At 56.2% G+C, this 13,421-nt stretch carries 13 protein-coding genes; 4 read left to right on the top strand and 9 right to left on the bottom strand.

The annotated features are described in order from the left end of the window. The first annotated feature begins 13 nt into the window (after positions 1-13). Positions 14-988 (top strand): glyoxylate/hydroxypyruvate reductase GhrB, encoded by a 975-nt coding sequence (gene ghrB / locus ACWKXN_RS18010; protein ID WP_454544102.1) that lies wholly within the window; start codon positions 14-16, stop codon positions 986-988. Between the two features lie 58 nt (positions 989-1,046). Here ghrB and cspE read toward each other — a convergent pair whose 3' ends face one another. Both cspE and ACWKXN_RS18000 read right to left on the bottom strand, forming a co-directional pair. Further along, the gene (cspE, locus tag ACWKXN_RS18005) at positions 1,047-1,259 is read right to left on the bottom strand and encodes a transcription antiterminator/RNA stability regulator CspE (protein WP_454544101.1); all 213 of its coding nucleotides are present in this window, start codon (positions 1,257-1,259) and stop codon (positions 1,047-1,049) included. Positions 1,260-1,507: 248 nt separating this feature from the next. After that, positions 1,508-2,218 carry a DUF3053 domain-containing protein gene (locus tag ACWKXN_RS18000; protein ID WP_454544100.1) on the bottom strand — a complete coding sequence of 237 codons (711 nt, stop codon included), beginning with the start codon at positions 2,216-2,218 and terminating at the stop codon, positions 1,508-1,510. Positions 2,219-2,549: 331 nt separating this feature from the next. Here ACWKXN_RS18000 and ACWKXN_RS17995 point away from each other — a divergent pair, with 331 nt between their 5' ends. Continuing rightward, positions 2,550-2,837: an HTH-type transcriptional regulator gene (locus ACWKXN_RS17995; RefSeq protein ID WP_454544099.1), complete on the top strand. Its 288-nt coding sequence runs from the start codon at positions 2,550-2,552 to the stop codon at positions 2,835-2,837. Between the two features lie 39 nt (positions 2,838-2,876). Here ACWKXN_RS17995 and ACWKXN_RS17990 read toward each other — a convergent pair whose 3' ends face one another. Then, a complete protein-coding gene (locus ACWKXN_RS17990; protein ID WP_454544098.1) occupies positions 2,877-4,496 on the bottom strand; it encodes an ABC-F family ATP-binding cassette domain-containing protein in 1,620 nt (539 codons plus the stop codon). Between the two features lie 718 nt (positions 4,497-5,214). Between ACWKXN_RS17990 and ACWKXN_RS17985 the strand changes: the two genes are divergently transcribed. Then, the gene (locus ACWKXN_RS17985; protein WP_454544097.1) at positions 5,215-5,652 is read left to right on the top strand and encodes a hypothetical protein; all 438 of its coding nucleotides are present in this window, start codon (positions 5,215-5,217) and stop codon (positions 5,650-5,652) included. Positions 5,653-5,744: 92 nt separating this feature from the next. Here the strand turns inward: ACWKXN_RS17985 and glyS are convergent, their stop codons facing one another. The 3 genes from glyS to ACWKXN_RS17970 all read right to left on the bottom strand — a co-directional run bounded on the left by glyS (position 5,745) and on the right by ACWKXN_RS17970 (position 9,202). Then, positions 5,745-7,814, bottom strand: a complete 2,070-nt coding sequence (gene glyS / locus ACWKXN_RS17980) for a glycine--tRNA ligase subunit beta (protein ID WP_033147004.1) — start codon at positions 7,812-7,814, stop codon at positions 5,745-5,747. A 9-nt stretch (positions 7,815-7,823) separates the two neighbouring features. Continuing rightward, positions 7,824-8,735, bottom strand: coding sequence for a glycine--tRNA ligase subunit alpha (gene glyQ, locus ACWKXN_RS17975; protein WP_003860141.1), 912 nt, complete (start codon positions 8,733-8,735; stop codon positions 7,824-7,826). Positions 8,736-8,896: 161 nt separating this feature from the next. Further along, entirely contained in the window at positions 8,897-9,202 is a 306-nt protein-coding gene (locus ACWKXN_RS17970) for a YsaB family lipoprotein (RefSeq protein WP_032661816.1), read from the bottom strand. A gap of 183 nt (positions 9,203-9,385) precedes the next feature. Between ACWKXN_RS17970 and ACWKXN_RS17965 the strand changes: the two genes are divergently transcribed. Further along, positions 9,386-10,381 carry an acyltransferase gene (locus ACWKXN_RS17965; RefSeq protein WP_454544096.1) on the top strand — a complete coding sequence of 332 codons (996 nt, stop codon included), beginning with the start codon at positions 9,386-9,388 and terminating at the stop codon, positions 10,379-10,381. On the opposite strand, the gene ACWKXN_RS17960 is transcribed toward ACWKXN_RS17965, so the two are convergent. From ACWKXN_RS17960 to xylB, 3 genes are all read right to left on the bottom strand, one after another. Further along, positions 10,374-11,294, bottom strand: coding sequence for a GlxA family transcriptional regulator (locus ACWKXN_RS17960; protein ID WP_320711256.1), 921 nt, complete (start codon positions 11,292-11,294; stop codon positions 10,374-10,376). The two genes, ACWKXN_RS17965 and ACWKXN_RS17960, sit on opposite strands and share 8 nt — an antisense overlap. After that, complete coding sequence (locus tag ACWKXN_RS17955; protein WP_094935101.1) at positions 11,294-11,833, bottom strand: isochorismatase family protein; 540 nt, start codon at positions 11,831-11,833, stop codon at positions 11,294-11,296. Before ACWKXN_RS17955 ends, ACWKXN_RS17960 begins: the two co-directional genes overlap by 1 nt. Before the next feature lie 103 nt (positions 11,834-11,936). Next, a complete protein-coding gene (gene xylB / locus ACWKXN_RS17950; RefSeq protein WP_454544095.1) occupies positions 11,937-13,391 on the bottom strand; it encodes a xylulokinase in 1,455 nt (484 codons plus the stop codon). Positions 13,392-13,421 lie beyond the last annotated feature (30 nt).

Genomic DNA, 13,421 nt, shown 5'->3' with positions numbered 1-13,421 from the left:
AACGGAGATTAGCATGAAGCCGTCCGTCATTTTGTACAAAGCACTGCCGGAAGATCTGCAGAAACGCCTTGAAGAACACTTCACCGTCACGCTGGTGAAGAACCTGAGCCCGGAAACCGTGGCGCAGCACGCCGAAGCGTTCGCCAGCGCCGAAGGCCTGCTGGGTTCAAGCGAGAAAGTGGATGTCGCCCTGCTGGAGAAAATGCCGAAGCTTCGTGCTACCTCTACCGTTTCCGTGGGTTACGACAATTTCGATGTGGATGCCCTTAACGCCCGCAAGATCCTGCTGATGCACACCCCCCATGCCCTGACGGAAACCGTGGCCGATACGCTGATGGCGCTGGTACTCACCACGGCCCGTCGCGTGGTGGAAGTGGCCGAGCGCGTGAAAGCGGGCGAATGGACAAAAAGCATTGGACCGGACTGGTTCGGCGTGGACGTTAACGGCAAAACGCTGGGCATTGTTGGCATGGGGCGCATTGGGCTGGCACTGGCGCAGCGCGCGCATTTTGGTTTTAACATGCCGATTCTGTATAACGCGCGCCGTCATCACAGTGAAGCCGAAGAACGCTTCAACGCCCGCTACTGCGAGCCGGATACTCTGCTGCAGGAAGCCGATTTTGTTTGTCTGGTTCTGCCGCTGACGGACGAAACGCGTCATCTGATTGGCAAATCCGCATTTGAAAAAATGAAGAAATCCGCCATTTTCATCAACGCGGGTCGTGGCCCGGTGGTAGATGAGAAGGCGCTGATTGAAGCCCTGCAGAACGGTGAAATCCATGCCGCAGGTCTGGACGTGTTTGAACAGGAGCCGCTGCCGGTGGACTCCCCGCTGCTGACAATGCCAAACGTCGTCGCCCTGCCCCACATCGGCTCAGCCACCCATGAGACGCGCTACAACATGGCGGCCACTGCGGTCGATAACCTTATCGCCGCCCTAAGCGGAAAGGTGGAGATAAACTGCGTGAACCCGCAGGTGCAACGATAGAAATGAAAAAACCCGCCAGAAGGCGGGTTTTTGAATTTTGTGCTACTGGGTTGGAAGCTTACAGGCTTACAACGTTACCAGCTGCTGGGCCTTTAGCGCCGCTTTCGATGGTGAAGGACACTATCTGACCTTCGTCCAGAGATTTGTAGCCATCGTTCTGGATAGCAGAGAAGTGTACGAACACGTCTTTAGAGCCATCGTCAGGAGTGATGAAGCCGAAACCTTTATCAGCGTTGAACCATTTTACCAGACCAGTCATTTTAGCAGACATAGAAATTACCTTATTAACAAATATATTGAGCCTTCCGGCTTGATGGATTGCGTTACAGATTTTTAAGCGATGAAGGAAGGGTCACAACGAAGGGTATCTATGGATAACAATCTGGACTGCTTTACTAAACTGCTTTAGGTCTGTGTAACAAACCGACGGGGATAGTTATACCGATGTGGTAGAAGAATGACAAGCGTTATTTTCGATAAGCATAAAAAAAACCCCGCCAGGCGCGGGGTTTTTTCGGTTTATTCTGTGGCCGTGACTGCGGCATTCCAGGCCTGGCTAAAGGCCTGATGCTGGGAGGCCAGCGGCCCAATCAGCGTATTGTACTGGCTTGCCTGCTGGGAGGTCGGGAACTGAATGCCGTTGGCAACAAAGCTCACCTGAGTATCCTGCTGGGCAATAAAGTCGCCCACCTGAACCAGCTGCTGCGTGAAGATTTGCGCGGCCGGAATCAGCGGTTGCAGCGCTTCAGACGGTTTCGTCACCACTTTCTCATACACCTTGTCGAAGACAGGTTTGAGATCGTCACCCTGCTTCAGCGCAGAACGTGACGCGTCAGCCTGCATTTTCGCATTCTGCAACTGCTGGCTCAGCACGCCAAGCGCACCGTTGGACTGGCGAAGCGGTTCACGCTGCGTCATATAATCCTGCGGAACGCGAATGGCGTTCACGCTATCCACTACCGGACGGATACCGGAATCCATCGCCTGGCTCACCTGCTGTGAATAACCATAAAGAATGGCGTAATCGGACACGAAGGGGCCAAACTGTTTTTTCTGATCCGCAGTCAGCGTCGGCAACCGCTCGCCGCTGCGCATCACTGTATTCTGCAGAAAATCGATAAACGCTTTGCGCTGATCGCCTTCTTTATCAAAACACCCACTCAGGCTAACAACCATCAACAACGCCGCAATAGGCGCAAACCAGCGAGAGCAGGACTTTCCTGTCGCCATTTTATTACTCCTTTCACCCAAAAAAGCGCACACCGGCACACGCGTGCCCGACGCTGACAAGGATAGTCCAGGTCAGCCTTGCAAGATACTCTTTTCATGCAAAACGGCTATTGCCGATTTATTTCTTACCATTTACAAAAAAATACCTGCCGAAGCCGACATATGACTAATCAGGTAATTAGCATAACTATCCATATCGCTGAATCGGATAAAGCGATCGTTATCGCACGATTAATCACACCCGTGACGATCCTGGGTTCGTATTAGGGACTATTCTTAACTGGCTCTCTGATGTTCTTGATCACGATGTGAGATTTAAGAGGAGTCCTCAATGGAATATAAAGATCCTGAGTTTGAACTGCTGAGCAGTCTGGAACAGATCATTTTTAAAGACGTACCGCAGGCGATTACCCTGCAACAAAAATCCAATCCCTTTACAGAATATGAGCAATTGCGCAAAGGGACAGGACTGAAAACGGAAGAATTCGCCAGAGCGATGGGTGTCAGCGTGGCTATGGTGCAGGAGTGGGAGTCAAAACGTGAGAAATCCACCCCAACCGAGTTAAGGCTGATGCGCCTGATTCAGGCCAACCCTGCACTCAGCAAACAGATAGCGTAGTGAAGATTGAATGCCCCCGCCTTTGCGGGGGCTTGTGTTTTAAAGGCTCTCGCAACGCCAGCCCGCCTCTTCCCACACCCATTCATGCGTTAACGTTAAGCCTCTTAGAAAAGCCTCATCGTGTGATACCACCAGCAAAGCCCCAGGGAAACCGGCCAGCGCCGCTTCAATGGCCTGGACCGAGGCCAAATCCAGATGGTTGGTCGGTTCATCCAGCAGCAGAAGCTGCGTAGCCTCCGCGCGCCACAGCACGCAGGCCAGGGCGGCCTTAAGACGCTCGCCGCCGCTGAGCTCCGCCAGCGGGAGCGTAACTTTGTCAGCACCCAGTTGAAGCTGCGCCAGACGGGTTCGCAATACCCCCTCTTCAAGAGGCGTATGACTCAGGTTGAGATGCGTCATGACCGACTGCGAAAGATCGAGCCGGGAGAGATGCTGGTCGAGATAAGCGCAGCTGACGGAAACCTTACAGGTACCCGAACGGGGGGCAATCTCGCCGAGGAGGGTTTTTAACAGCGTCGATTTGCCGCAGCCGTTCGGTCCCTTTAACGCCACGCGCATCGGTCCGTCCATCCGCAAGTTGAGCGGAGGAACAGGCACATGCGGCAGCACCAGATCCTCCAGCACCAGTACCTGCTTCCCGTCCGGGATCTGACTCCCCGGCAGGGTGAACATTACCGGGCTATCTTCCTCAACGCGTTCACGCGCCTTATTTACCGCGGCGTTGAGGGCATCATTTTGCTCGCTGTGCTGTTTTTTCCAGGAGCCGATCCGCTCCTTTGCCGCGCCTTTATATTTGACCCGCTCGAACGACGCGATATTCAGGGTATCAACGGTGCGCAATGTCTTTGCCGAACGCCGCTGACTGTCATCATGCTCTTTTTGCATGCGTGCCCGAGTGCGTTTGCGCTCGGTTGCAGCATGTTCCAGCGACGCGCGGGCCGCCTGCTGTTCGGCATCGCGCTGGGTTTGATAATCCGCATAATTCCCGCCGTAGCTGCGCAGGCCCGAGGCGCTCAGTTCAAGGATACGCGGCACCTGCTCCAGAAGTTCGCGGTCATGGGAGGCCACCAGCACGCCGCCCTGAAAACGGCTGAGCTGGTCGTAGAACCACGCCCGGCCCTGTCGGTCCAGATGGTTAGTGGGCTCGTCCAGCAGCATGAAATCGGCTTCAGCCGTAAACGCCCCGCACAGCAGGGCGCGAATGCGCTCGCCGCCGCTGAGTTCACCGGCAGGTTTATCCGGGTCAAACGGTGGAAGCTGCGCATTGCTAAAGGCTTCGCTCAGACGCTCGGCAACATCCCAGTGGCCGTCGAGCAGCTCCAGATCGTCAGGCTGGTAATTGCCGCTGTCGATGCGCTTACGCGCCGCAAAAATAACGTCATACCCGAGCAGTTCAGCAAGCGTCGTCTGCGGAGAAATGACGTGCTGCTGCGCCACATAGACATGCGAGCTAAAGCGTTCAATATGACCGGTAGCCGGTTCGTCCAACCCCGCCAGCAGACGCAACAGACGCGTTTTCCCGCTGCCGTTACGGCCAACCAGCGCGCACAGGGAGGGTTCCAGCGTGAGATTCAGCGGACCAAAAAGTGTATCGCCCGTCGGAAACTGACAGGTGACCTGATGCAAAATAAAAGAAGGGGACTGCGCAAAATGAGCCATAAGCACTCCTGAATGAAATCAAAACATCCCCTGCCGACGCGGTGGCGTTTAGCAAGGATCGAAATTCATCAGTCGTGTTTGTTCATTTTTGGGGGGCGCTCCAGCGTGAGAAAGTTAACGCGATAAGGATAGCGGTAATGTGTTGACGGTTTCAAGGTTAAATTTTGGACGACTTATACTCCCTCTCCCTTTGGGCTGAGGGATCCCCACCAAATATTGTCTGCACAGACGGCCCCCTCTCCCTTGAGGGAGAGGGCTGGGGTGAGGGGGAACATACGGCTGTGGGGGTTGTTCCTTGCTACTCTGTAACGACATGGCCTGTGAACGTGCCAGGGCGGCTCAATCGCCACCGCCATGGCGTCGCTGTAAAACCTCTACCCGCAGTATGCTTCTCATTACGGTAATTTTGCGAGCCTCTTTCCAGAAATGGTAATATCCTCAGCGACATAGCTCAAAACTGTTGCCGCCTGTTTTGATGAGCAGTAAGTTCTCTTCGCACCTGCAAAATCAGGTGCCGGGATTGGAACCCTGAATCACTTCACTGGCGACACAGGCTCTGTGTCGTACGGCCTGTTGCATCTCAATGGCGGGCCGGACAGGGGCGCTGCAAAGCGCGCTGGTGTCAGTGAGGCCAGTCGTTCCAACCTTGTTCGGTTCCGCCACCAGCGAGCCTGGAACCTCCCGTGGCGGAAGATATACCACTCACTGAGGTTATTTTATGTCATTGATTAACTCTTTAATCACCCTGCCCTTCAACCATGCCACCGACTTCACCGAACTGGCGGATAACTGCGAACGTTTTACCGACGCACTGGTCGATTGCGAAGAACCCGCCCCAAAAATGGGCCTTTACGGCAGACTTTATGCCTGTCTGAATCTTCTGCAACCCACGCTTCTGGATCCTGTTCCGGACGCTTTAAAAGCCAGCCTGACCGTGAAGGAACTCCCGTCATGCGTTCCGGCTTTCGAATCCGAATGCGATCAGCTGGGGCGCTACTGTCAGGAGATAACGCAGATGCTGATGAACGGCTCACTGCCGCGACAATCTGAAATCGTGATGGAAGATTTGCTGTGCGAACTGGTCAGCTACTTTGCCGATAAGCTGAAGGCACCGCGCTGGCTGCAGACGGACGAAGGCACAATCGCGATCGGCTAAACCTGCCGGATGACGCTGCGCTTATCCGGCTCAGAAAAGCCCCATAAAAAAACCCGCCGAAGCGGGTTTTTAGCATTTGTAACAACGGCACATTACTGCAGCAGCGAAATATCCGCTACGCGCAGGAACAGCTCGCGCAGTTTCTCGAGCATGGAGAGACGGTTAATACGCAGTTCTTTATCTTCTACGTTCACCATCACTTTCTCGAAGAAGGCGTCGATAACGTCACGCAGCTCGGCCAGCTCCACCAGCGCTTCCTGGTAGCGACCTTCCGCGAAGTACGGCTCGAGCTTGTCGCGCAGCACCACAACCTGCATCGCCAGAGCGATCTCTTCCGGCTCTTTCAGGGTCGCGGCGTTCACGCGCTCGTTCAGCGTCTCGTCGGATTTCGCCAGAATGTTGGATACGCGCTTGTTGGCCGCGGCCAGGGCAGATGCCGCTTCCAGGGTACGGAAGTGGGAAACCGCCTTCATACGCGCATCGAAATCAGCCGGACGGGTTGGACGACGCGCCAGCACCGCCTGAATAGTGTCAACGGTGTAACCTTCGTCCTGATACCACGCGCGGAAACGACCGAGCATAAAGTCGATCACGTCATCCACAACCTTCGCGTTGGTCAGCTTGTCGCCGTACAGACGCACCGCTTCTTCGGTCAGCGTCTGCAGATCGAGGTTCAGGTTCTTCTCAACGATGATACGCAGCACGCCCAGCGCAGCACGACGCAGCGCAAACGGGTCTTTGTCGCCTTTCGGATGCTGACCGATACCGAAGATACCCGCCAGGGTGTCCATCTTATCGGCAATCGCCACGGCGCAGGCAACCGGGTTGGACGGCAGTTCGTCACCCGCAAAGCGCGGCTGATACTGCTCGTTCAGGGCGACGGCCACGTCTTCCGCTTCGCCATCGTGACGCGCGTAGTGCATGCCCATCACGCCCTGGGTGTCGGTAAATTCGAACACCATGTTAGTCATCAGGTCGCACTTGGACAGCAGGCCTGCACGCGTCGCGTGGTTGACGTCTGCACCGATTTCACGGGCAATCCAGCCGGACAGCTCCGCAATGCGGTCGGTCTTGTCGCGCAGCGTACCCAGCTGCTGCTGGAACAGCACGGTCTGCAGGCGCGGGAGATGATCTTCCAGACGCTTTTTACGGTCGGTATTGAAGAAGAACTCCGCATCTGCCAGACGTGGACGCACCACCTTCTCGTTACCGGAGATAATCTGGATCGGATCTTTCGATTCGATGTTCGCCACGAAGATGAAGTTTGGCAGCAGCTTGCCGTCGTTGGCATAGACCGGGAAGTACTTCTGGTCACCCTTCATGGTGTATACCAGCGCTTCAGCCGGAACGGCCAGGAATTTCTCTTCGAACTTCGCCGTCAGCACAACTGGCCATTCAACCAGAGAGGTGACTTCTTCCAGCAGGCTGTCGCTCAGGTCTGCGTTACCGCCAATCTTGCGCGCCGCGTCTTCCGCGTCCGCTTTGATTTTGGCTTTACGCTGCTCGTAGTCGGCAATGACCTTACCGCGCTCCAGCAGGATCTGCGGATACTGGTCGGCATTGTCGATGGTGAACTCTGGCTCGCCCATAAAGCGATGGCCGCGGATCACGCGATCGGACGCCACGCCCAGAATGGTCGCCGGGATAACGGTATCGCCCAGCAGCAGGGTCACGGTGTGCACCGGACGCACAAAGTGCACGTCAGAGGCGCCCCAGCGCATCAGCTTAGGAATCGGCAGCTTCGCCAGAGAAGTCGCAATCATGTCCGGCAGCAGCGCTTCCGCGCTTTCGCCTTTCACGTGCGCACGGTACAGCAGCCACTCGCCTTTATCCGTGGTCAGACGCTCGGCCTGATCAACGGTGATGCCGCAGCCGCGCGCCCAGCCTTCAGCCGCTTTGCTCGGCTTGCCTTCCGCGTCAAACGCCTGGGCAATCGCCGGGCCACGTTTTTCGACTTCACGATCCGGCTGAGACGCCGCCAGATTTGCCACTTTCAGCGCCAGACGGCGCGGTGCAGCAAACCACTCAATTTTACCGTGTGCCAGGCCAGCGTTATCCAGCTCGGCGGTCACGTTCGCAGCGAAAGATTCAGCCAGGCTGCGCAGGGCTTTTGGTGGCAGCTCTTCGGTGCCGATTTCCACCAGGAAAGTTTTCTCAGACATGGCCGCCTCTTATTTGTTTCGGTTGCACATCGGGAAGCCAAGGGCTTCACGGGACGCGTAGTAAGCTTCTGCAACGGCTTTGGTCAGGGTACGAATACGCAGAATGTAGCGCTGACGTTCAGTCACGGAGATGGCTTTGCGGGCGTCCAGCAGGTTGAAGCTGTGGGCGGCCTTCAGAATACGCTCGTAAGCAGGCAGCGGCAGCGGAGTTTCCAGCGCCAGCAGCTGCTGCGCTTCTTTCTCATACTGCTCGAAGCAGGTGAACAGGAAGTCCACATCCGCGTATTCGAAGTTATAGGTGGATTGCTCCACTTCGTTCTGATGGAACACGTCGCCGTAGGTGGTTTTACCCAGCGGGCCGTCGCTCCAGACCAGGTCGTAAACGCTGTCTACGCCCTGAATGTACATCGCCAGACGTTCCAGACCGTAGGTGATTTCACCGGTGATTGGCTTACATTCCAGACCGCCAACCTGCTGGAAGTAAGTGAACTGGGTCACTTCCATTCCGTTCAGCCACACTTCCCAACCCAGACCCCAGGCACCCAGCGTTGGGTTTTCCCAGTTATCTTCCACGAAACGAATGTCGTGAATGGTTGGATCCATACCCAGCTCTTTCAGCGACCCGAGGTACAGTTCCTGAATGTTGTCTGGTGATGGCTTAATCACCACCTGGAACTGATAGTAATGCTGCAGACGGTTCGGGTTCTCACCGTAACGACCATCGGTCGGACGACGGGAAGGCTGCACATACGCGGTCGCCATTGGCTCTGGCCCCAACGCGCGCAGGCTGGTCATCGGGTGTGAAGTGCCGGCGCCGACTTCCATGTCCAAAGGTTGAACAATGGTACAGCCCTGACGAGCCCAGTAATCCTGTAAGGTCAGGATCAGGCCCTGGAAGGTCTTGGTATCAAACTTTTGCATAGTATTTCGTGCTGGATACGTGTGGTTTTAAATGGAAGGGACCAGTATACCCGCTGGCTGCAAGATATACAGTACGAAACGGGGTTGTTTAGGGAAAATTGGGGAAATAAGCCTTCCGGCCAGAACGCTGACGGCGTCTGGCTGTTGATTATACGAGCAGGCTAGCGCATGGAGAGATGTAAAAACTGACCGTCCGCATCAAACGAGCAGACAAAGCCCTCTTTGCGCGACGTATGTCCCCGCAGCTCATAGCTTCCCTGAAAACGCTCAAACCCGGTGACATCAATTTTCTGTACGTCCGAGTTATAGCGGCGAGCGGCCCGATCTTTACAGAGCGCTTCCATATCCAGTGAACGTTCCGGGCTCATTTTACCCTGCTGCGCTTTTTGCACAGGTGCTTCTTGCGGCGCGCTGCATCCCGCCAGGATGAACAGCAGAAAGAGTGACGCCACACGCTTCATCATCATTTTTATTACCGCCCTGGTCAGTGGCTGTTATTTTTAGTATCAAAGCTTTTATAGATTACGGTCCGGCATTCTGCGAATCTCGCGGCCTCCCTACAAGCCTGCTGAATAAAACTCAGAATTTTCCAAGCGAAGACTTTTGGACAATGGCAGTCACACTCAATTTACAGGGAATACGAGGAACTGATGCAGTCAAAAATTAACTGGATTGATAACCTGCGAGGAATAGCGTGTCTGATGGTGGTCATGATCCACACGACGACCTGGTACGTCACGAATGCCCACAGCATCAGCCCCGTTAACTGGGATATCGCCAATATTCTCAACTCTGCGTCACGCGTCAGCGTGCCGCTGTTCTTTATGATTTCCGGCTTTCTCTTTTTTGGCGAGCGTAGCGCGCAGCCGCGTCACTTCATCCGCATCGCGGCCTGCCTGGGGTTCTACAGCGCCGTTGCCCTGCTCTATATCACGCTGTTCACCTCCATTAACGCCGGGCTATCGCTGAAATACGTGCTGCAAAAACCGGTGTTCTATCACCTGTGGTTCTTCTTCGCCATTATCGTTATCTATCTGGTCTCCCCGCTCATCCAGGTAAAAAACGTCAGCGGTAAAATGCTTCTGGCCCTGATGGTGGTTATCGGCATTGTCGCCAACCCGAATACGCTCTCACAGAAAATCGACGGATTTGAGTGGCTGCCGGTCAATCTCTATATCAACGGCGATACTTTTTACTACGTGCTTTACGGCATGCTGGGGCGCGCCATCGGGATGATGGACACGCAAAAACGCGGGTTGAACTGGCTCTGCGGGGCGCTGTTTATCGCTGGCGTGGCAGTGATTTCACGCGGGACGCTGCACGAATTGCAGTGGCGCGGCAATTTTGCCGATACCTGGTATCTCTATTGCGGGCCGATGGTCTTTATCTGTGCCGTTTCGCTGCTCACGCTTGCCAAAAATACCCTGAACGCGCGCGCCCTTCCCGTGCTGAGTATTATCTCGCGGCACTCTCTCGGGATTTACGGTTTTCACGCGCTGGTGATCCACGCGCTGCGCACGAGAGGCATTGAGCTAAAAAGCTGGCCGGTGCTGGATATCGTCTGGATTTTTGCCGCCACGCTGGCGATCAGCCTGCTGCTGTCGATGCTGCTGCACAAAATAGACGTTCGCCGCTTCGTCAGCTAATGCTTCGCTGCCGGGCTCGATGGTACTGGCGCGGGGAAGAAAACCCCGCCGCCAGTGAAGCCTGCTCCACGCCGCGCCCCTGTAATAGCCACTGCTCCGCCACCGCCAGACGCAGCTGTTCCAGATAATCGCGAACGCTAATCCCTAAATGTGACTGGAAAAGCCGGGTGAGATGACGCGGGCTGACGTGCGCCAGTGCGGCAATGTCAGGCAAGCTCCACGTTTTTTGCGGCTCGGCGGTGAGCGCATCCTGCGCCCGATGAATCGCCGGGTGAAGATGATTGCGATAGCGTAGCCACGGAGAGAGCTGGGGATCGTCACCGGAACGGCGGAACCAGACCACCATCTCACGCGCCACGGTCAGCGCCTTTTCGGGGCCGCACAGGCGGTTAATCATGTGCAGCGCCAGGTCGATGCCTGACGTGATCCCCGCGCTGGTCCAGATATTCTCATCCTGCACAAAGATGCGGTTTTCTTTAATCGTCGCCGTGGGGGCCGCGGTGCGTAAACGGCTAATAACGTCATGATGGGTCGTGCACTGTCGGTTGTTCAGCAGGTCCGATTTCGCCGCCAGTAAGGCCCCTGAACAGACGCACATCACGGTGATTTCCTGGCGCTGGATCTGCGGCTGCAGGCGCATCAGCCAGTGCTGGATCTGCTGCGCCTGTGGCGTTGAGAACTGACTGCGGGAGTCGCTCACACCCGGCAGCACCAGCAGACTACCTTCCGGCAGACGCTCCGGCAGCGGCTGAATGCCGCTCATCGTCAGGCCAATCGACGTCTGAACGTCAGGCTGCGGGCCAATGTAATGCAGGCGAAACGCGTCGCCTGCCAGCACAAAGGTTTCTGCCGGGCCGGTCATGTCTAATGACAGCACCCCGGGCAACATCACGAACCAGACGTCGATGCGCATTACAGTGACTCCAGCGTCTCCGCTACCGTTTTAATCTCGGCAAAACGCCCGGAAAGTACCGTCTCGGTACGATGGCGAATTTCCGCTGCGCTAAGGGTTATCCCCTTGTACGTCATGGGAAACGTCAGCGTTGCCTCACTAACAAAGGTCACAGCATAACCTAGATCGGATGCCACCCGGGCGGTGGTTTCACAGCATTGTTCAGTGCGAATGCCGCAGATAATCAGCTGGTTGATATCACGCTCGCGCAGCCAGCGGTCAAGCCCGGTATCCGTAAACGCATTATGGACGTGTTTCTGGAAAACCACATCCGGCTGATGACGTAAAAAGGCCATCGGTTTGACATAGCCGCTTTCGAGGGTAAAAGGACCGTCTTCATCAACGTGAAAAATATCAACGACCGGAATATTGTGCGCCTGGCAGCCTTCGATCAGCCCCAGCATCGCCTGCTGAAAGGCAGGAATTTCGTCCTCCTGCCAGTAATTGCGGTGATGGAAGGACTGCTGAGTATCGATGTTGATTAATGCAATGCGTGACATGATAAATCTCCTCGCCAGTGGGTGTAACACCATACTGGCAAGGAAATGAAGGCACGCACAGACCAAAAAAGGACATCCTCGTGCCTCTCCCGGACAAGCGGTTTTAAGACATCAGCGGCAGCAGCTGCTGGTAGATTTTGCGGAACACGTCGCGCCTCTCCGCGTACCCCGCATGGCGCGCCGCGTCAGGCAAATGCGCCTGTTCAAGCGTAAGCTGCGGCAACAGTTGCGAAAGCGGTTGTTCCGGATGAATGGCTATCTGCGCCAGTCGCGCGGCACCGAGCGCGGGCCCGACGTCCCCTCCGGTGCGGAAATCCAGCTGCAACCCGCTGATATCAGACAGCATCTGTCGCCAGTAAGGGCTTCGCGCACCGCCGCCAATCAGGGTGACGCTCGTCGGTTTCAGGCCGCAGTCGTGCACCACGTCCATCCCGTCGGCCAGCGCATAGCCCACGCCTTCCAGAACCGCACGCGCCAGCTCTGCCGGGCCATGTTGATGGGTTAAGCCAAAGAACACCCCTTTCGCTTCCGGGTTGTTGTGCGGGGTACGCTCGCCGGAAAGATACGGTAAAAACCAGACGGTACCCGCAGCGTCATCCGCCTGCTGGGCTGCGGAAATGAGCGCCGGAACGTCGGCCATGCCGGTGAGTTTTGCCGCCCAGTCCAGGCAGGATGCCGCGCTGAGCATCACCGACATCAAATGCCATTTCCCGGGAAGGGCATGACAGAAACTGTGCACAGCGCTTTCAGGATTACTGCGATACCCGTCGCTGACGGCAAAATAGACGCCAGACGTTCCCAGCGACAGCATCGCCTGCCCCGCCTCAACCATGCCGACACCGACAGCGCCCGCCGCGTTATCGCCGCCCCCGGCCACCACCGGTACGGCAGGCATATTCCAGCGCTCAGCAACGGCTGGCAGCAGCGCGCCTGTCACCTCACAGCCTTCGTACAGCGTTGGCATATGTTCCCGGGTCAGATAGCATGCATCCAGCATCGCCTCGCTCCAGTCGCGCTTCGCCACGTCGAGCCACATGGTGCCGGCGGCATCGGACATGTCGCTGGCGAAATCGCCCGTTATGCGAAAACGCAGATAGTCTTTCGGCAGCAGGACTTTCGCCACCTGACGGAAAATCTCCGGTTCGTGGCGCTGCACCCACAGCAATTTGGGCGCAGTAAAGCCGGGCATCATCAGGTTGCCGGTAATCTCCCGGGAATTGGGCACGCGTTCCTCAAGAAGCGCGCACTCTTCCGCACAGCGGCCATCGTTCCAGAGGATCGCTGGACGCAGCACGCGCTGCTGGCTGTCGAGCAGCGTAGCGCCGTGCATTTGTCCGGCAATTCCCAGCGCTTTCACGTCACGAAGGCTGTGCTGCTCACCTAAGGCTTTAATTGCGCGATCCGTCGCCTGCCACCACTGCTCCGGATCCTGTTCTGACCACAGCGGATGCGGACGTGAAACCTGCAGCGTTTCCGTCTGCGTTGCTAACACGTCGCCCTGCTCGCTCAACAGGATGGCTTTCACACCCGATGTGCCAAGATCGATCCCGATATACATTACGGTGACTCCTTTAACAGAAATGCCCGG

It is taken from the genome of Enterobacter sp. UPMP2060 (assembly GCF_053709655.1).
Note: the sequence above shows the minus strand (reverse complement) of the source record. Positions and strands in the feature narration are given on the sequence as shown.